The organism is Paenibacillus medicaginis, assembly GCF_042138635.1.
Lineage (GTDB): Bacteria > Bacillota > Bacilli > Paenibacillales > Paenibacillaceae > Paenibacillus > Paenibacillus medicaginis.
The window spans coordinates 159,986-177,629 of record NZ_JBHIRY010000007.1 but is presented as its reverse complement, the minus strand read 5'-3'; the positions used below and the strand labels follow the sequence as shown (position 1 = coordinate 177,629).

The window sequence follows — 17,644 nt, the reverse complement described above, 5'->3', positions numbered from 1 at the left end:
CAAAAATCTATAATCCCTTTAATTAAACTGTATAGTTTATTATTATACTTATAAGTTTATTTTTCGGGAGGAAGATCATTTTGTTAAAACGCAACCTTCACCTTTTAGTGATTGGCGCAATGCTGCTAACCAGCTCTGCATGCTCGTCGTCAGGTTCCACAGAAACCAGCACCGATGATGCGACCGGAGCGAATGTTGCAACCACAACGGTCCAGAAACAATCGGTATCCGCCGTCAAAAATCTTTCCGGTACGCTCGAAGCTTATAAAGAAGTATCCGTCGCTTTCGAGTTATCGGGCTTAGTTGAGAAAGCTTCCTTTGAGGTTGGAGATGCGATCACTCAAAATCAGGTGTTATCCAAACTGGACAGCGTAAATTATGTGCTTCAGCTGGAACAAGCAAACAATTCCATTGCCGAGGCCCAGTCAGGCATCAAAAATGCCGTTGCCGCGATGGCTGGCGCCAAAGCCTCCATATCCTCTGCCGAGGCTCAGATTTCTTCTGCCAGTGCTTCATTAAACAAAACTGTTAAAGGAGCAAGGCAACAGGAGCTTGACCAGGCCCGTACCAAGGTGGAACGAGCGCAGGCGGCACTGACTAAATCCAGGACGGATGCAGCCCGTGTACAATCGCTCTATGAACAAGGAGTCGCCACTAAGGACGAACAGGAACGAGCACAGCTTGCGCTCACGAATGCTTCCAAGGATGTGGAAGATGCGCGAAATGCCCTGTCCCTGCTGGAAGAAGGAGCTACCAAGGAGGACCTGGAAACGGCAAAATCCGGAGTTCAGCAGGCCCAGGCCGCAAAAGCATCTGCTGCCGCTACACTGCAGCAGGCTGAAGCAGCGCACGACCAGGCTTCCGCTCAGTATGAGCAAGCAATCGTGGCTAAAAAGGAAGCTGAGCTTTCCCTGTCCAAAACCTCTTTGAAGTCTCCAATATCAGGGGTGATTTTGGAAAAAAACGTGACTGTCGGTGAACTGGCCCCTTCTGGACAAACCGCTTACCGGATCGGACAAATCGACAAATTAAAGGTGCTGCTGCCCGTGCCGGATCATGAGATTAATCAATGGAAAAAAGGGGATAAAGTGAGCCTGACCCTGTACGGTCAGGAACGGGAAGGAACGGTCGGCAGAATATACCCGGCTACCAATTCCGATACAGGCTCCATCAATGTGGAGGTTATAGTTTCGAATCCCAAGCATGACTGGGCGCCGGGCCAGGTGGTTCAAGCGGGTCTCGGCACTCAGCAAAGCGAGAAGCTCCTGATCCCTGCCAAAGCTGTCCTTAACAGCGGTAATGAGACTTATGTATTTAAAGTTGTAAACAATAAGGCTGTAAAAACGGTAGTGAAAATCGGCGAGTTGACCGGCAATAAGCTGGAAGTTACGGACGGCCTTTCCGTTGGAGACGTTATTGTCACGACAGGCGCCAGCTCCATTTATGACGGTTTAACCGTTCAGCCTGTGGAGGAACAAGCCCATGATTGAATATTTTATCCGCAAGCGGAAGCTGACTGTCTTCATCTTTGTTATGGCTATCGGTTTTGGGATCTTCGAGCTTACTCAGCTTTCCAGACAGGAAATGCCTAATATTATCCAAAAAACGGCCGTGGTCACAACAATGTATCCAGGAGCGTCCCCGGAAAAGGTTGAGCGGGAGATTACCACTCCGCTGGAACAGGAATTCAGAGAAGCGGAAAACATTAAGACGCTGGAATCCACCTCCGCATATGGGATGTCCACCATCCGTATTGAAACGGAAGGCACGGCGGATGCCAAAGCTGTCTGGGAGGAAATCAGGCAAAAAATCAATGATATCGACTCTGCACTCCCCGAAGATGCACAGAAGCCGGTCATCCATGAAAACCTGAATAAAACATTCATTCATTCGTACGCCATCACAGCCGGTTCAGCTGAGCAGCTGTATAAGCTGCATGATCTGGTGCAGAAATGGAAAGACCAGCTCAGTACGGTTGACGGTGTCTCCCAAATTATCGTTCAGGGGCTTCCGGATCAGGAAGTGCGAATCCAAATTGACGCGGCCAGGCTGCAGCAGTATCAGATTAGCTGGGAACAATTCATGCAGGCGGTGCAAAATGAAAATGAACGCAGTCCGCTTGGAGACCTGGATTACAATGAACTGACCTATCAATTGAATGTGGACCAGTCGCAAAGTGCGGAAGACTTGAACCGAATTATGATCAAGCAAACCGCTGATGGGACCCCGGTATATCTGGAGGATGTCGGCACTGTATTACTCTCCCACAGCCAATCCGATTATCTGGCTTATTATAACGGCAAGCCTGCGGTCATTCTGACGATTATGGGGAATACAGGGGCTGATGTGGAGAAGATTTTTGAAAAGGTCAATGAAGAGGTGATCATTTTAAAAGAAACCCTGCCTCAGCATGTTCAGCTGCAAACCCTATTTTCACAGACGGATCGCGTAGCGGATATTTTCCATCATCTGTCACGGGAAATGATGTTTGCTATAGCTTCCGTGATTCTCATATGTACGCTGGGACTGAACCTTGTGACTTCTTCGTTTGTGGCGCTGGCCATCCCCATTTCCATCGCCATCGGGCTCATTATTTTGCCGCTGCTTGGTGTTACGCTCAATCAGGTTACTGTCATCGGCTTAATTATTGTCATGGGCATTCTGGTGGATGACGCGGTGGTTGTCAATGACAATATTGAACGAAGACTGCAGACGCTTGGAGAATCTCCTGCAGAAGCAGCTCTGCGCGGGACCAAGGAAGTTGCCATCTCTATTTTAACAGCTACACTGGCTACTGCAGCCTCTTTTGGCCCGCTGCTCTTTTTAACAGGGGATGCCGGTTCGTTTGCCAAACCGCTGCCTTACGCGGTTATCTTTACCCTGTTGGCTTCCATGCTGATGTCGCTGACCATCATCCCCATTTTCAGGGAATGGTACGGAACAAAGCGCCAGCACAATACGAAAACAGAGCAAGCTCCCCGTCCATCGGGACTGCTGGGCAGACAAATTGATGGCCTGCGCAACTTCTATTCCGGCAAGCTTATTCCGAAGGTGATTCAACGTCCTGCCATCTATGCGGCAGGCGGACTGCTGATCAGCACCCTGTTATATGGCCTGCTTGCTTTGATTCCGCTGGATCTTTTCCCGGAAACGGAGGATCCGCAGATAAGCATCAATGTGCGGACACCTGTGGGCACTTCCATTGCAGAGACCCGGGACATTACAGCCGACATCGCCGGTTGGATACAGCAGCAGCCGAATATCCGGACCGTGACTTATGCGGCAGGCGGCAGCGCTCCCATGCTGTTTCAGGACATGACCGCCGATGACCGGACCGGTCCTACAGTCGGACAGGTTGCAGTGGTCGGTGTCGAAGGAAAGTTTAAGGCAGTTGAAGCCGTAGCGGAATGGTCGGCCGAGCTGGAGGATCGTTTTCCGGGTCAGTCCATCACACTCAAAATTCCCGAGATGGGGCTTCCGCTCGGCAAGCCGGTCTCCATCCGGATCTCCGGCAATGCTCTGCCTCAGCTGCAGAGCCTGGCAGATTCCGTCAAACAGGAAGTGATGGGCACGCCCGGTGCTCAGAACGTACACCACACTATGGAGAATGAAAGCTATACCCTGGATTTTCAGGTGGATAAACAGGCTATGGATCATTATAAAGTCAGCTACAACAGCCTGAGCAATACCCTGCTGCTGCTGGGCAACGGACTGCAGTTCAGCGAATTTGATACAGGCAGCGATCTCATTCAAATGAAGATGACGCTTGGCAAGCCTGATGAAGACCCTGAGGTTCTGTTTCAGCAGCTACATGTGACCAATGCGGCTGGAACACAAATTCCGCTCACACAGCTGGCAGAGATGAAGCCGTCTTTTGAAACCCAGCAAATAAATCATTATAATCTAAAGCGAACAGTTACCGTCGATGCTGATTTATACGGCCGCACTGCCAACGAAGTGATGCGGGAAATACGCAACAATTTGCAAAATACTACATTCCCGCCCGGATACAGCTGGGACATTGGCGGTGAGGTGGATGGACAGAATGATGTGTTGTCCGAAATAGCAAAGCTATATGTGGTCGTGATCTTCCTGATTTTCCTGCTGATCTTCCTGCAGTTCTATTCTTTCTCCGCTCCAGTCATCATCATGACGACGGTTTATATGGCGGCGGCCGGCGGATTCCTGGGACTGTTCATTTTGGACATGCCGATCAGCTTCATGGGCATACTGGGATTGACGGCACTTGCGGGCATTGTTGTGCGTAACGGAATTGTGCTGCTGGAGTTCATTGAGGACGCGCGCCAGGAAGGCGCCGGACTGGAAGAAGCGGTGATTGGGGCCACCCATGCCCGATTCCGTCCCATTCTGCTCACCTCTGTAACGGCCATTGTAGGCATGATTCCGATTGCAACCATTGGTGAGCTGCTGTTCAGGCCGTTGGCTTTTACTATCATTTTTGGTTTAATGTACTCCACTCTGCTCACCATGTTTGTCGTGCCTTCGCTGTATCTGCTTGTCGCCAAATTCAAATTGAGAAGGCAGGCGGGAAAAGAAACAGCGAACGTTCAGCATGATGTTACCATATAAATCTTTATTTTCAGTGAGGGACCATGAAAAAAGTAACCAGCGAAGATATTATTCAGGCTGCCCTTTCCCTGTTTTCCGAGAAAGGTTATGAGGCCACTTCCGTGGATGAGATCGCCCGTCAAAGCGGTATGGTGAAGGCGTCTTTTTACAAATATTTTAAAAGCAAGGAAGAGCTGCTGCAGGGCACGATTGCTTTTGTTCAGGAGGACATGGAGAAGGATCTGGAAAAGGTATATCTGAACTCCAGGCTGTCTCCCCGCGAGAAGTTGACCCAATTTTTTGTGATCGTGCTTGAGCGTGTCTATCAGAACAAAATGCATCTACTCATTTTTTCCGTACCGCTGCTTGGTTCGACCGATGAGAAGATTGCGCACGCTGTAGACAGTCTGGAGAACAGTTTATCCAACCGGATTCTGGACCTGATGTTGAACCTGTACGGGGAAAAATGGAGCGACTATTATTACGATATTATTTTTGTCATCAAAAGCATGATCATCAGTTATGTGCGAATGAGTGGTCAGGAGTTCCATGCTTCCGAACATCAGCTGCTGGCTGATTTTGTCATGAGCATTACAGACATCCTGCTGCAGGGAATGACCAACCCGGATCATCATCATGAAATCATGTGGAAGCCTTCTGTGGAGGAACAAGGAAGGCCACGGAGCCAATGGCAGGAGATTGATTCGATTTTGCAGCATATGTACACTGTTATAGGAAATGTTGATCGGCAGGAAGCAGAAAAAAATGATTACTTCAGTATTTTAGAGAAGCTGCAAGCCGAACTGGCCGAAACATTACACGAAACCGCTCATGTCAAAGCCTTATTGCTCTTTCTGGAACAGGTGTCTGAGCTGCAGGAGTGCTGTCAGAAGTTAAAAATCATCTTAAATTCATAGTTTAGATTCGTTCATTATTTCAATGCGGGGCATATGACATAACGGAATGGTAGTTTGTTATAGGGGATGGAGCTTTTTCTGGCTCTGTCCTCTTCTCCGTTCACCCTTCTGCAATAATCCGTGTTACTTCAGGGATCAGGGATTCGGCGGCTTCTTCGCCCGCAGCAATACATTCCTTTATTTTGGTAAAATCAAAGGCCGCATATTGGCCTACTTCAGGGCGAATGACGAGATCGGCCATATGCAGGCTGTTATGCTTGCGTTCCGCCGTCATCAGGCTATAAGAGCGATAGACCACTTCAATCATGTTGCGTGGAGGTTTCTTTTCATGTTCGCGGGCTACATCTACCGCAATAATGAAATCGACATCTTCTTTTCGCATGTCCGGAATTGGCAAGTTATTCAGCACCCCGCCATCCACAAGCATTTGATCGTTTAGCATTAAAGGGGCAAACACCCCCGGAAAAGCCGAAGTCGCTCGCAGCACTGTTCCAAGATCACCTTTGTCCAAAACAATCTGTTTGCCTTCCATCAAGTCCACCGCGATCGCTTTAAAATGGATGGGGAATTGTTCAATTTTCAACCCTGCTTTATTCTGTTTCTCCAACAAATCCCCAATCACTTGAATGATCCCGTTTCCAGCAAGCAGGCCCCGCTGCCATATGCCAACATCAATAAACCGATATTTTGGAGTATGTATAAACGTATGCTCAATCTCACTTACGGAAATACCCGCAGCGAAAAGCCCGCCAATAACCCCTCCCATGCTGGTTCCAATGATACAGTGAATGGGAATCGCGTGCTTCTCCAACGATTTTAGCACCCCTAAATGCGCCAGCCCCCGAACGGCTCCGCCGCCTAAGACCAGACCTATTTTTTTCATACATCATCCCGTCCTGTTGTCCGTCATATTTCGATTTCATCCAAGGCTTCAAGTCCGCTGACGGGATGAAGCGTTCCTTTATAAGCAAAGGAAGCCCTGCCCGTTTCTTCGGATACGACCAGTACCACAGCGTCTGATCGCTCCGTGAGCCCCAATGCGGCCCTGTGCCTCGTGCCCAGCTTTTGGTCAACCACGATTTGGCTGGATAAAGGCAATACATTGGCGGCAGACACAATAATGTCATTATGGATCAGTATCGCACCATCATGCAGCGGATTTCCCGGATAAAAGATAGCTTCCAACAAAGAAAAAGTAACGGTTGCGCCAATCGGTATACCTGAGTGGATCATCCCCTCTAATGAATCATTGCGCTGAATGACAATCAGGGCGCCGTGCCTGCGGTTCATTAGATCCTGAATGGTGATGGACAAGGCTTCGTAATTCATTGTAAAAGCGGATAAATAACACTGCAGATAAAACGATGCAGCCAGTGACTCCGCTTTTTTGTAGGAGTCGCCAATTTTTTCGAATTCTGATAAATGGCATTCTCCCTCATGATCAATGGCTTCCGTGAGACGAAGGATGTCCTGGGCGATCAGATTCAGATATTTTTTCAACTCTGTTTTTACGGGGGCGGCATCGCAATTTTTGGGCATAAGGAAAGCACCTCATATGTATACAATATTGGTCTCATTATGCCCGTATGGATCAGGTTAGATGCAGCGGTTTAATGCACCATTTCCCACTCATGGATTTCGAAGCGTCTTGCCTGATGGGTTACGTAAGGATCATTTTCCACCCATTCCCGTACTTCAGCAAGGGTCTCGGATTGGTAAATGACCATGCCTCCCCATCCGTCTGCGAAGCGGCCGTTGGCAAAAATTCGTCCTTTGGCGCGCTGCTCATCCAGCATACTTTATCTGGATAATTCTCGTAGTTTTCCAAAATATAACCGAAAAAAAGAAAACCCGCAACAAACGCTGCAGGCTAAGCAACTACCCTTTGACGGCACTGATTTCACGTATTTCATCCTGGAAAAAACGGTTGGAGATGATGTACTGCACAATTTCCGAATGCTCTCCGTTCAGGCTGATGACATTCGTCTGCAGCGCAACCCCTGTCACTTCGGCGACATCGATCGGCGAAAGAAGCCCCTCCCGCACTTCTTTGCGTGCACATACCCCTGGCAGGAAGCAGATCCCGGCTTTGTTCAGCACAAGCTGCTTCGCTGTCTCCGCATTATCGGTATGAATCTGAATGGCAGGAGGTTTGTTCAGGGATTGGAAAACACGGTGAATCCGTAGCCAATCCAGCGCGCCGCATTCAAAGAAGACGAACGGTTCATCTGCAATCCTGTCCAGCGATACCGCCCCCATTCGGGCAAGAGGATGATCCGCAGACGTGTAGAGGCGAATCGGGTCCTCATAATATTTCACGGATTGCAGGTACGGATGACTTATACCGCGGACAAAACCGATATCCAGCTCCCTATTCAACACTTTTGCTGCAATGTCGTCTGTACCGGCCGTCGTCACTTTGATTTGCAGCCCCGGATATTCCTCTTTCAGCTTGGGGAGCAGCTCCGGAATAATATAATTGGAGACAGATACAGTACATCCAATCCGCAGCTCATTTGGAATCGTCCCCTGCTTCTGGATATGCTGCTTCCCCTTTTGGTAAATCTGCAGCACCTGCTGTGCGTACGGCAGAAACTGCCTTCCTTTCTCAGTCAGCTGCACCTGCTTGCCCAGTCGGTCAAACAAGCGGCAGTCCAGCTCCCGTTCCAGGGTTTGAATTCTTGCGGTGACGGAAGGCTGCGACAGGAACAATATTTCCGCTGCCTTGTTAAAGCTGCCATAATGATATACATAGACAAAAGCTTCAATATTCTCGATATTCATGGGCATTTCTCCTGATCAAATCAGAGTAGGATTATCGTTCTGAAGCAAAAAGAGACCTTCAAAGCATAGCAAGCCCATGTATCTTTCTGGGTTGTACGCCTTGCAGGTCTCCGGTTGACCGGTTGATTATCCTATACTTTAAGCGCTATAACCGTGTATGTCAATCGGAAATTAAGAATTTAGTGCCTGATGCAGCCTCTCGGCATCCCCCGGCACAGCAAGACAGATCATTTCACTCATGCAGCTTTACCTTCTGCGAGAGTGCGGCGGCGGATGCCTGTTTAATACGCTCGATTTGTCCGAGATGATGGTGGACATGCTTCGTAAAACCGGCAACGATATCGGCGGCCCGCACGGTATCTCCCTTGGCATTCACTGCGGTCTTCTCCCAATCCTCGTCGGTCAGACGTCGAAACAGAAGGGCGTTGTATTGAAGCTGATGTTCGAATAATGCCAGAATGTCGGCCGCTTGGCCGTCATTTGCTTTCTGCCCGCTCACCCACGCATCTTGATCAAAAGCCGGCAGCCTGACCGTTGTGCCTGCCAGTGTATCGCGAACCCGGAAAGAGACGACGATACTGTGATCGGCAAGGTGAGCCAGCACCTCGGTAACGCTCCATGATTCCGGGGCCGCCTTCCATGTCAATTGTTCTTGATTTAATCCTGCTGTCGCTTCAACCAGCTTACTGTGTGTATCAAGGTATGCCTCAATATCAACCTGACTCATTTAATTTCCTCCTTATCAATTCAGCCTTGAAATGAACTGGCTATTGCATCCCAGAAATGACTTCTTTCTTCTCTCCCCACCAGTTTACTTGGTTATACACCGACTTTACCAGCCTTGCTCCAATCTGACTAATAGAATCGATCTATGCTTGTATTGAAAACATCAATTAGACGTCACAGAACTGCTGATGATAGGGTTTCAATATATTCCACTTGACCCATAGGAATAATCATATTTACGAGTTGATCGATGAAAAAGGAGTGAACGAAATATGCTCACCTTGAAAGCGCCTCATCATTATTGGAATGAACCTAATCTTTTGCAAAAAAGCGGTTCATTGATTGCGCCCTACGGCAAGAAAGCGTTTATTGTTGCAGGCCAAAAAGCTCTGAAGGCGGCAGGTCCCGCGCTTCTCGAAAGCCTGGAGCAAGCGGGAATTACCCGCACCACCGCCCTGTTCGGCGGGAAGGTTACGGCAGCGGAAATTGAAGAATATACCGCCAAAGCTGCGGCGCAGCCAACAGATGTAGTCATTGGCGTCGGCGGAGGCAAGGCCCTTGATCTTGCCAAGGCGATCGCTGGCAGGCTTCATCTGCCGGTTGTTACCGTGCCAACTGTAGCGGCTACTTGCGCATCCTGGGCGGCTGTCTCCATCCTCTACGACGAACTGGGGCGCTTCTCGGGCTATTTGGCGAATGAGCATTCGCCGATATTGGTGCTTGCAGACACACGGGTGCTGGCTGCTGCTCCCAAACGTTATTTAGCCTCAGGAATTGGCGACACCATTGTGAAATGGTATGAAATCGCCGTGAATTTGAGCGACGAGCCTGACGGGCTGGATGTGCAAATCGCAACCCAAACGGCCAGGCTGGCTCTCGACCGGCTGCGCCGTCACGCTTTGACGGCATATGAAACGGCCGGAAGCAGGGAAGTAACCCCGGCCCTTACGGAGACGGTTAATGATGTCTTCGTCCTTGCGGGTCTCGCCGGAACGGTGCAGGGTGTAAAGCCCCGTGCCGGTATCGCTCATGCTATACACAACAGCTTGACTTTTTTCCCGCAGACCGCAGGCACGCTGCATGGCGAAAAGGTCGCTTTCGGGCTGCTTGCACAAACGGTGCTGGAAGGGCGGGCAGAACATGAAATCGGTGAGCTGGCGGCGTGGCTTCACAGCCTGAAGCTCCCGGTCACGCTCCGTGGATTAGGGATCACCGAAGTCACGCCAAGTATCGTGTCTGACATCGCCCAAAGAGTTCATCTGCGTGAAGAAACAGCACAAGGTCTGAGCTTTGACGTGAATGAAGCCAGTCTTGCCGCAGCCATCCAGCAAGCGGATCAGTGGGGGCAGCGTATTCAAGAGGAAGCCGTTTTTGCGAAATCATAGAATGAACGTACACAAGAAAGGTGGAATCCCGGTGCTTCAAGTCAAAACATTGGCCTCCCTTGCCTCAATTTCCTTAATTATTCTTCTATTCGCCGCCGGCTGCGGCAGTAACTCCGGCTCCACGGAGGATTCGAAGGCCGCTACGACGGCTTCCTCCGCCCCATTGGCAGGATCATCAGACGAAGCCTCGACTTCTATAGATCTAAGCACAGTGACCCTGCGTGTCGGCCAGACAGGTTGGAGCAATTTGGAGCTTGGCTTTAAAGCAGCGGGTCTGAGCGATACCCCTTACAAAGTGCAGTACAGCGTGTTCCAGGGCGGCAATTTGCAGCTCGAAGCGATGGCTGCGGGCAATATTGATCTGGGCTCCACCAGTGAGATCCCTCCTCTGTTCGCTTCCCAGGCGGCAAACGGGGGCAATTTTAAAATCATCGCCTCTTTCGAATCGACCACTCTGAACCAGGAGCTTGTCATTCCGAAAGGCTCGTCGATCAAAAGTGTGGCGGACCTGAAGGGTAAAAAGGTAGCTTATGTCAATGCCACAACGGCTCATTATTTCCTCGCGAAAATGCTGGAGGCAGCTGGCTTGTCCTGGTCGGATATCGAAGCCGTGCCATTATCGACGTCGGATGGTTTAAGCGCATTAATCAGCGGCAAAGTGGACGCGCTGGCAAGCTATGGCAACGCCATTATTTCCGCTCATCAGAACGGGGCGACGGAATTGGCGAGCGCGAAAGACATTTTATCCGGAAATTTCTTGTATGAGACCACCCCCGAAGCGATAAGTGACCCGGCAAAACATGCGGCTATCGTCGATTATTTGACCCGACTGAACAAATTTTATGCCTGGACGCGCAGCAATCAGCAGCAGTGGGCCGAAATAACGGCAGCCAACACCAAGCAGCCTGTCGAGCAGGCGCTCAATACGCTGAAGCTTGGAGAAGCGCAGCAGCCCTCCAAACTCTCCTCCGACTTCGAAAAAGCGATCGCTTCCCAACAGGAGGTTGCGGATACGTTAGCCGGACTTGGTCTTTTAAAGAGTGACTTGGACGTCAGCTCCATTTGGAGCAGGGAGTTTGAAGAAGAGTTACAGCAAATCACGGCGGAATCTGAGTAGAATCGTAACTTTGTGAAAGGAGAGAGTCAGCAAATTGAAAACCTCTAAAGCAAAACCCTATTTCCAGAGGGTTGCCCCATGGATCATTCCCCTTCTCATTCTGCTCGCCTGGCAGACGCTCACCGGCACGGGGATCATTGCCAATAATGTGCTGCCTCAGCCTCTTCAGGTATTGAACGTTTTTATCGGCATGCTGAAATCCGGCGAGCTGTTGACTCATATCGGGATTAGCTCCAGGCGTGCTTTCAGCGGTTTTTTGATCGGCGGTGGCCTCGGCTTTCTGCTCGGATTGATCAACGGCTTCTGGCGCACAGCCGAAAAGCTGACCGATTCATCCATCCAGATGATTCGCACCATCCCTCATCTTTCACTGATTCCGCTGGTCATTATCTGGTTCGGGATTGAGGAGCCCGCCAAGCTGATACTGGTCTCGCTCGGTGTATTTTTCCCCATGTATTTAAACACGTTCCACGGCATCCGCTCCATTGATCCGGGGTTGATCGAGATGGGGCAGGTATACGGGCTCAAGCGCTTCAGCCTCTATTTGCATATTTTCTTGCCGGGTGCCCTCCCTTCCATTCTTGTCGGCGTCCGCTATGCCCTTGGCATCATGTGGCTCACGCTGATTGTCGCCGAAACGGTGGCTGCCAATTCCGGCTTGGGATATATGGCTATGAATGCCCGTGAATTTTTTCAGATGGATGTCATCGTACTCAGCATCCTGATCTATGCGCTCTTGGGAAAACTGTCGGACAGTGCAGCGAAGCTGCTGGAAAAATGGTGGCTGCAGTGGAATCCGAATTATGCGTCACGATAATGGGTGAAGGGAGACAGTAACATGCCTCAGACAACAAACGGATCTCACATTCATATCCACCAGGTATCGAAACAGTTTGACGAGCATCCGGTTTTAACGGACGTGAATGTTACGATCGAGCAAGGGGATTTTATCGCCATCGTAGGCCGGAGCGGCTGCGGCAAAAGCACGCTGCTACGCTTAATCGCGGGTCTTGATCAGCCTTCTGCCGGCTCCATCCAGCTTGATGACCAAAACGTCGGGACAATGCATGAAGATACGCGCGTTCTGTTTCAGGAGGCGCGTCTTCTTCCCTGGAAACGGGTGCTTGATAACGTTCGTATCGCCGCCGCGGGCAATGACAAAACAAGTGCCGCGGAGGCGCTCGCATGGGTTGGGCTGGAGGAACGCGGAGGCGATTGGCCAAGAGTGCTGTCCGGAGGGCAGAAACAGCGGGTTGCTCTGGCGCGGGCACTCGTAAGCCGGCCTCGGCTGCTGCTGTTGGATGAACCGCTTGGTGCGCTTGATGCGTTAACCCGCATTGAAATGCAGCAATTGATTGAACGGCTGTGGCTGGAGCAAGGGTTTACCGCCATTCTCGTCACACATGATGTCAGTGAAGCCGTAACCCTGGCGGACCGTGTGCTTCTGATCGAGGATGGAAAAATCGCGATGGATATCAAGGTAAGTATGGCTCGACCGAGAGAACGGGACAGCACCTTCGTTTACTATGAGAATCACATCCTGGATCGAGTGTTAAACAGGGACGCACGCGAGACAGAGCTTTTACAGTCCAGAAAAATGACCTACTCTATTTAATTATAACTTTGTGAAAGCGGGTGAAAGGATGTCCACGCCATTCGATTTATTTTCATTTGCCAAACGAATTCCTGCCACGCCGTCCATCGGCAGCACAACCGTCACGAAGCCGGATCATATTCATTTATCCTTCGGCTTTGCTGCACCGCATTTATTTCCCATTGAGCAGCTGTCCCGTGCGGCTTACGAGGCTGTAGCGCAGCATGGAAGAAAAGCGCTGCAATATTCCGGCTCCGGCGGCCCGCGCAAAATCCTTGAATGGATACAAAATCGCTCACCCGTGCACGGAATCAAGGCCGAATTGAATCAGATTATGGTCACCTATGGTTCGACCCAGGGCATTGATTTGGCGGCCAGGATGCTGCTCGATCCAGGGGATCATGTATGGGTGGAATCCCCCTCCTTCTTCAGTGCCCTGCAAGCGTTTCGCACGGCAGAGGCGGTAATCACCTCTTTTCCTATTGATGAGGATGGGCTGCGCGTCGATTTGCTGGAAAATGCTCTGCTCGAAGCACGCCGCAATAATAAGCCTATTCCCAAATTTGTTTATACGATGCCAACCTACCACAATCCCGGAGGTGTCACTTTATCGAATGAACGGCGCAGAAGGCTGGCACAATTGGCAGAGACGTATAATTTCTTTATTGTCGAAGACGATGCCTACTCGGAGCTTAATTTTAGCGGCCGCAAATTCCCTCCCCTCTATACGCTGATTCCGGAGAGGGTCATCTACCTGAACACCTTTTCCAAAATCATTGGTCCCGGTCTGCGTCTGGGATGGATGATCGCGGACAAACGTGTGATTGAAAAAGCAAGACTCCTGAATCTTGGCGGCAGCATCGGTGTGTTTACACAGGAGATTTTGGCGCAGTTACTTGATGGTTTTGCTTTTCAGGAGCATGTGGACCAGCTTATCCTGCATTACAGTGAGCAGAGGGATGTTATGGTGGAGGCAGTGCAATCGAGCTTCGGAGATCATGTGACGTTTCATTTGCCTGAAGGCGGCTTCTATATATGGCTGCAATTCGGCGAGCATGTCAATACGAGTGATTTTCTGCGGGATGCGGCCGAGCGGGGTGTCAGCTTTGTGGACGGAAAAAGCTTTTTTGCAAACCCTAAAGGCTATCAATATGCCAGGCTCTGCTTCAGCTATGTGAACGAGGAGCAAATCGTACGAGGCGTGAATATTTTGGCGGATGCTTATTTTGCCTATGAGGAGCAGCGCCTCTTTGGAGTGACAAAGCAGCGGCCTCTGTAGTGTTTGCGTTCTTTCGCAGGTTGTGAGGCGCTCCGAGAACGAAGCATTCCTCCAATCGCTGATACCCCCGAAATTTCATTGATTATAATTGGCTCAATCTAGAAATCGGTGCTTGACCCATGGGCTTGCCTCGGATGATCGATCTAACCGGTACAGTTCTTTGCTAACGGTTATCAGAGCGCTTATCCGGCCGAGAAAAGGAAGATTTCTTTTCTAACAGTTGTATGTGCGCTTATTTAGGCGAATCAGCCCCTTTACCTACAAAAAAGCGAAATAAGCTTACTGGCAACCGTTACATTTTGTAGCCCCCCATTTTCACCCAAATAACGCCGCTCACAACCGTTAGAATTTCGTGCTTTTTTACGCACTCGCACCTTTTCCCCCGGTCAAGCACCGATTTCGGTTTTTTGGTCAAAACCAAAGGGGCTCCCAGGATTCGCTTTAAGCAAGAAGGGATCCCGTCAACATTTTAACGAAAAAAACGCTAAGCCCTCGAATGTGACCGGCTTAGCGTTTTTTCTTATTGCTTGAATTTATATCAAGCCTTAGGCATTTCGTTGAAGAAAGCGACATCTTCAATGGGCAATCTTAACGTCGGGTGTCCCGGCTCTGCCGCCTTACCGATGGCGATGAGCATAATAGGGGCGTATCTCTCCGGAATATCGAACGCTTCTACAAATTTGGCCTGATCATAGCCGCCCATCGGGACCGTATCATAGCCTTTAGCGCGGGCGACAAGCATAAGCTGCATGGATACCAATCCACCGTCAATAGATACTTTTTGGAGAACCGTCTCTTGAGGCATGCTCGCGAACATCCCTTGATAGCGTTCCACGAACGATTTAGCTGTCTCTGCAGGCATGTAACCCGCATCAACCGCCATACCGTAGATTTTCTCGGCTAATTTATAGGATTCCAAATCCCCGAGTACCGCAATGACAGCTGAAGCCTCAATCACTTGCTGTTGATTGAAGGCGATCGGAAGCAGTTTTTGCTTCAGCTCCTGCGAGTCGATGACGAGAAAACGCCACGGCTGCAGATTGGCGCCTGAAGGAGCCAACGCAGCTTGCTGCAAGATTTCGTTCATTTCCTCCCGTGAGATCTTTACTTCGGAATCATAGCTGCGGACGGACCGCCGCTCTTGAATAACGTTAAAAAACTGCTGCTCCACGGGTTGGGACGACGCTGTAACGGACATGCTTCTCTCCTCCTCATAATTTCTGTGCTATTACATGCACAGTATATTCTTAAATAAAATGTACGTCAAGCCAGCATACCCATAAATCCCAGTCATGATTCACAACTCCTTTAATGCATTAAAGTTGGCCTCCTGGGGGCATATCCGCCCAGTTCGGCCACCAGGTCGGCAAATGCTTCATCCAGACGCTCTTTTAGTTTCTCCGTTAGCTTGAACCCACCGTCTTCCAAGCGGCTCACCCATTGATCCACGGAAAATACACCGCCGAGAATGCGGGTTCCCCCCAAAGCGGCAACCACCGACTTCAGCGCGTAATCAACAGCAAGCAGATGCATGACCGACTGTCCAATGAACAAAGGCAGCACGGCTTTACCCTCAAAGCCTTTTTGCGGGATCAGATCCAATATTGTTTTCAGCGCCCCCGAATAAGTGGCCTTATAGATCGGACTGGCGATCACAATGGCATCCGCCTCCTCAATCAACTCAACAGCATGCTGGATAGCCGGATGGCTGAAGTCGGCTCTCAGCAATTCCTCGGCAGGCAGCTCTGTTGCTGATACGATAGCAACGCTGTAACCGGCAAACGCGAGCCGCTCTTCCAGATAGTCTGTCAGTCCGAACAAACGGGAGCCCTCCTTCGGGCTCCCAATAATAAAAACGATCCTGCTCATTTTACTCCTCCTCATCAGCGACTGGACTCTTTTTATACGTTAAGCTTGCCCTGCAACCGCCTTCTTTCTCGTATAGCGGTTTTCCGGCACGGGCAGTCCAAGATTGCCGCGCAGCGTGTCGCTTTCATACTCGGTTCTGTAAATGCCCCTTTCCTGCAAAATCGGCACAACCTGATCTATAAAATCCTCAAGCCCTGTAGGGACAGCGGATGCAATCATAAAGCCGTCAGCGGCTTCCCCTTCAAACCACGCCTGAATCTGGTCCGCTACCTGCTCAGGAGTTCCGGTGAAACCGCTGCGCGGTGTCGCGGCTTGCAGCGCTACCTGTCTTAGCGTCAGCCCTTGCTCTCTGGCGTTCTTTTTAATCTTGTCCGTACCGCTTTGGAAGCTGTTTTTACCGAGATCCCCGATATCCGGGAACGGTTCGTCGAGCGGATATTGCGAGAAATCATGGTGCTCGAAAAATCTGCCCAGATAATTCAGCGCATTCTCAATGGTCACCAGCCCGGCAATCTCCTGATACTTGCGCTCGGCTTCCTCCGGCGTACTGCCGATGATCGGCGAGATGCCCGGAAAGATCAGCACCTGCTCCGGATTTCGTCCGAACACAGCCGCGCGCGCTTTCACATCCCGATAAAATTCCGCTGCCTCTTCCAGCGTCTCATGACCGGTAAATACCGCATCCGCTTCCTTGGAGGCGTAATTTTTGCCAACCTCGGATGACCCGGCCTGGAAAACAACAGGCTGCCCCTGCCTGGAGCGGGCAATATTCAGGGGACCTTTAACGGAGAAAAACTTGCCTGTGTGATTCAAAGTGTGCAGCTTCTCGGGATCGAAAAACACCCCGCTTTCCTTATCCCGCACAAAAGCATCATCCTCCCACGAATCCCACAGGCCGCGGGTGACCTCAAGATATTCGGTTGCGATCTCATATCGCTTGTCATGCTCGGGATGCTCCCTGCCGCCATAGTTCAGGGCGGAGCCTTCCAGCGGGGATGTAACGATGTTCCACCCGGCGCGTCCTCCGCTGATCATATCCAGGGAGGCGAATTGACGGGCTACGGTAAAAGGCTCGCTATACGTAGTCGACAATGTGCCGACAAGCCCGATATTTTTGCTGACAGCGGCCAATGCGCTCAGAATCGTGATTGGCTCGAACCGGTTCAGAAAGTGGGGAATCGATTTTTCGTTAATATACAAACCGTCGGCAATAAAGATAAGATCAAATTTGCCTTCCTCCGCCTTCTGAACCCATTGTTTGTACAATTCAAAATTAACACTTGCGTCAGGCCGGGCATCCGGATGACGCCACATCGACGTTCCTCCACCTACTCCGTGCAGGAGTGCCCCCAGTTTAAGCTGTTTCTGCTTCACCATGTTCCATCCTCCTCGTATGTTAAGAGC

General features: G+C 50.4%; 15 protein-coding genes and 1 pseudogene. 8 read left to right on the top strand and 8 right to left on the bottom strand.

Features of this window, described 5'->3' with window-relative positions:
• Window positions 1-80: 80 nt before the first annotated feature.
• From ACE5LO_RS10100 to ACE5LO_RS10090, 3 genes are read left to right on the top strand one after another with little or no spacing between them, the layout of a single operon-like run.
• Window positions 81-1,490: an efflux RND transporter periplasmic adaptor subunit gene (locus ACE5LO_RS10100; RefSeq protein ID WP_375519893.1), complete on the top strand. Its 1,410-nt coding sequence runs from the start codon at window positions 81-83 to the stop codon at window positions 1,488-1,490.
• Window positions 1,483-4,590, top strand: a complete 3,108-nt coding sequence (locus tag ACE5LO_RS10095; RefSeq protein ID WP_375519892.1) for an efflux RND transporter permease subunit — start codon at window positions 1,483-1,485, stop codon at window positions 4,588-4,590. Before ACE5LO_RS10100 ends, ACE5LO_RS10095 begins: the two co-directional genes overlap by 8 nt.
• 23 nt (window positions 4,591-4,613) lie before the next feature.
• Window positions 4,614-5,486 carry a TetR/AcrR family transcriptional regulator gene (locus ACE5LO_RS10090; protein WP_375519891.1) on the top strand — a complete coding sequence of 291 codons (873 nt, stop codon included), beginning with the start codon at window positions 4,614-4,616 and terminating at the stop codon, window positions 5,484-5,486.
• 100 nt (window positions 5,487-5,586) lie between these two features.
• On the opposite strand, the gene ACE5LO_RS10085 is transcribed toward ACE5LO_RS10090, so the two are convergent.
• From ACE5LO_RS10085 to ACE5LO_RS10065, 5 genes are all read right to left on the bottom strand, one after another.
• Window positions 5,587-6,369 (bottom strand): patatin-like phospholipase family protein, encoded by a 783-nt coding sequence (locus ACE5LO_RS10085; protein ID WP_375519890.1) that lies wholly within the window; start codon window positions 6,367-6,369, stop codon window positions 5,587-5,589.
• A 23-nt stretch (window positions 6,370-6,392) separates the two neighbouring features.
• Window positions 6,393-7,025, bottom strand: coding sequence for a sporulation-specific diadenylate cyclase CdaS (gene cdaS, locus ACE5LO_RS10080; protein WP_375519889.1), 633 nt, complete (start codon window positions 7,023-7,025; stop codon window positions 6,393-6,395).
• Between the two features lie 71 nt (window positions 7,026-7,096).
• On the bottom strand, window positions 7,097-7,282 hold the full coding sequence (locus ACE5LO_RS10075) for a YciI family protein (protein ID WP_375519888.1): 186 nt from the start codon (window positions 7,280-7,282) through the stop codon (window positions 7,097-7,099).
• Between the two features lie 82 nt (window positions 7,283-7,364).
• Window positions 7,365-8,270, bottom strand: a complete 906-nt coding sequence (locus ACE5LO_RS10070) for a LysR family transcriptional regulator (protein ID WP_375519887.1) — start codon at window positions 8,268-8,270, stop codon at window positions 7,365-7,367.
• Window positions 8,271-8,502: 232 nt separating this feature from the next.
• On the bottom strand, window positions 8,503-8,997 hold the full coding sequence (locus ACE5LO_RS10065) for a DinB family protein (protein ID WP_375519886.1): 495 nt from the start codon (window positions 8,995-8,997) through the stop codon (window positions 8,503-8,505).
• A gap of 271 nt (window positions 8,998-9,268) precedes the next feature.
• Here ACE5LO_RS10065 and ACE5LO_RS10060 point away from each other — a divergent pair, with 271 nt between their 5' ends.
• From ACE5LO_RS10060 to ACE5LO_RS10040, 5 genes and pseudogenes are all read left to right on the top strand, one after another.
• Window positions 9,269-10,381 carry an iron-containing alcohol dehydrogenase family protein gene (locus ACE5LO_RS10060; protein ID WP_375519885.1) on the top strand — a complete coding sequence of 371 codons (1,113 nt, stop codon included), beginning with the start codon at window positions 9,269-9,271 and terminating at the stop codon, window positions 10,379-10,381.
• Between the two features lie 31 nt (window positions 10,382-10,412).
• Complete coding sequence (locus ACE5LO_RS10055; protein WP_375519884.1) at window positions 10,413-11,498, top strand: ABC transporter substrate-binding protein; 1,086 nt, start codon at window positions 10,413-10,415, stop codon at window positions 11,496-11,498.
• 34 nt (window positions 11,499-11,532) lie between these two features.
• Window positions 11,533-12,315 (top strand): aliphatic sulfonate ABC transporter permease SsuC, encoded by a 783-nt coding sequence (ssuC, locus tag ACE5LO_RS10050; protein WP_375519883.1) that lies wholly within the window; start codon window positions 11,533-11,535, stop codon window positions 12,313-12,315.
• A 123-nt stretch (window positions 12,316-12,438) separates the two neighbouring features.
• Window positions 12,439-13,113 (top strand): annotated as a pseudogene (locus ACE5LO_RS10045) (ATP-binding cassette domain-containing protein); the annotation flags it as partial.
• Between the two features lie 28 nt (window positions 13,114-13,141).
• Window positions 13,142-14,371 (top strand): aminotransferase-like domain-containing protein, encoded by a 1,230-nt coding sequence (locus ACE5LO_RS10040; RefSeq protein ID WP_375519881.1) that lies wholly within the window; start codon window positions 13,142-13,144, stop codon window positions 14,369-14,371.
• Between the two features lie 538 nt (window positions 14,372-14,909).
• Here ACE5LO_RS10040 and ACE5LO_RS10035 read toward each other — a convergent pair.
• From ACE5LO_RS10035 to ACE5LO_RS10025, 3 genes are all read right to left on the bottom strand, one after another.
• The gene (locus ACE5LO_RS10035; RefSeq protein WP_375519880.1) at window positions 14,910-15,569 is read right to left on the bottom strand and encodes a nitroreductase family protein; all 660 of its coding nucleotides are present in this window, start codon (window positions 15,567-15,569) and stop codon (window positions 14,910-14,912) included.
• 110 nt (window positions 15,570-15,679) lie between these two features.
• Window positions 15,680-16,240, bottom strand: coding sequence for an NADPH-dependent FMN reductase (gene ssuE, locus ACE5LO_RS10030; RefSeq protein WP_375519879.1), 561 nt, complete (start codon window positions 16,238-16,240; stop codon window positions 15,680-15,682).
• A gap of 39 nt (window positions 16,241-16,279) precedes the next feature.
• On the bottom strand, window positions 16,280-17,617 hold the full coding sequence (locus tag ACE5LO_RS10025) for an LLM class flavin-dependent oxidoreductase (RefSeq protein WP_375519878.1): 1,338 nt from the start codon (window positions 17,615-17,617) through the stop codon (window positions 16,280-16,282).
• Between the last annotated feature and the right edge of the window lie 27 nt (window positions 17,618-17,644).

Coding starts and splice junctions, on each gene's coding strand:
- ACE5LO_RS10035 (WP_375519880.1), bottom strand. CDS start 15,569: ATGTCCGTTACAGCGTCGTCCCAACCCGTGGAGCAGCAGTTTTTTAAC.
- cdaS (WP_375519889.1), bottom strand. CDS start 7,025: ATGCCCAAAAATTGCGATGCCGCCCCCGTAAAAACAGAGTTGAAAAAA.
- ACE5LO_RS10025 (WP_375519878.1), bottom strand. CDS start 17,617: ATGGTGAAGCAGAAACAGCTTAAACTGGGGGCACTCCTGCACGGAGTA.
- ACE5LO_RS10075 (WP_375519888.1), bottom strand. CDS start 7,282: ATGCTGGATGAGCAGCGCGCCAAAGGACGAATTTTTGCCAACGGCCGC.
- ssuE (WP_375519879.1), bottom strand. CDS start 16,240: ATGAGCAGGATCGTTTTTATTATTGGGAGCCCGAAGGAGGGCTCCCGT.
- ACE5LO_RS10095 (WP_375519892.1), top strand. CDS start 1,483: ATGATTGAATATTTTATCCGCAAGCGGAAGCTGACTGTCTTCATCTTT.
- ACE5LO_RS10065 (WP_375519886.1), bottom strand. CDS start 8,997: ATGAGTCAGGTTGATATTGAGGCATACCTTGATACACACAGTAAGCTG.
- ACE5LO_RS10085 (WP_375519890.1), bottom strand. CDS start 6,369: ATGAAAAAAATAGGTCTGGTCTTAGGCGGCGGAGCCGTTCGGGGGCTG.
- ACE5LO_RS10090 (WP_375519891.1), top strand. CDS start 4,614: ATGAAAAAAGTAACCAGCGAAGATATTATTCAGGCTGCCCTTTCCCTG.
- ACE5LO_RS10060 (WP_375519885.1), top strand. CDS start 9,269: ATGCTCACCTTGAAAGCGCCTCATCATTATTGGAATGAACCTAATCTT.
- ACE5LO_RS10070 (WP_375519887.1), bottom strand. CDS start 8,270: ATGAATATCGAGAATATTGAAGCTTTTGTCTATGTATATCATTATGGC.
- ACE5LO_RS10040 (WP_375519881.1), top strand. CDS start 13,142: ATGTCCACGCCATTCGATTTATTTTCATTTGCCAAACGAATTCCTGCC.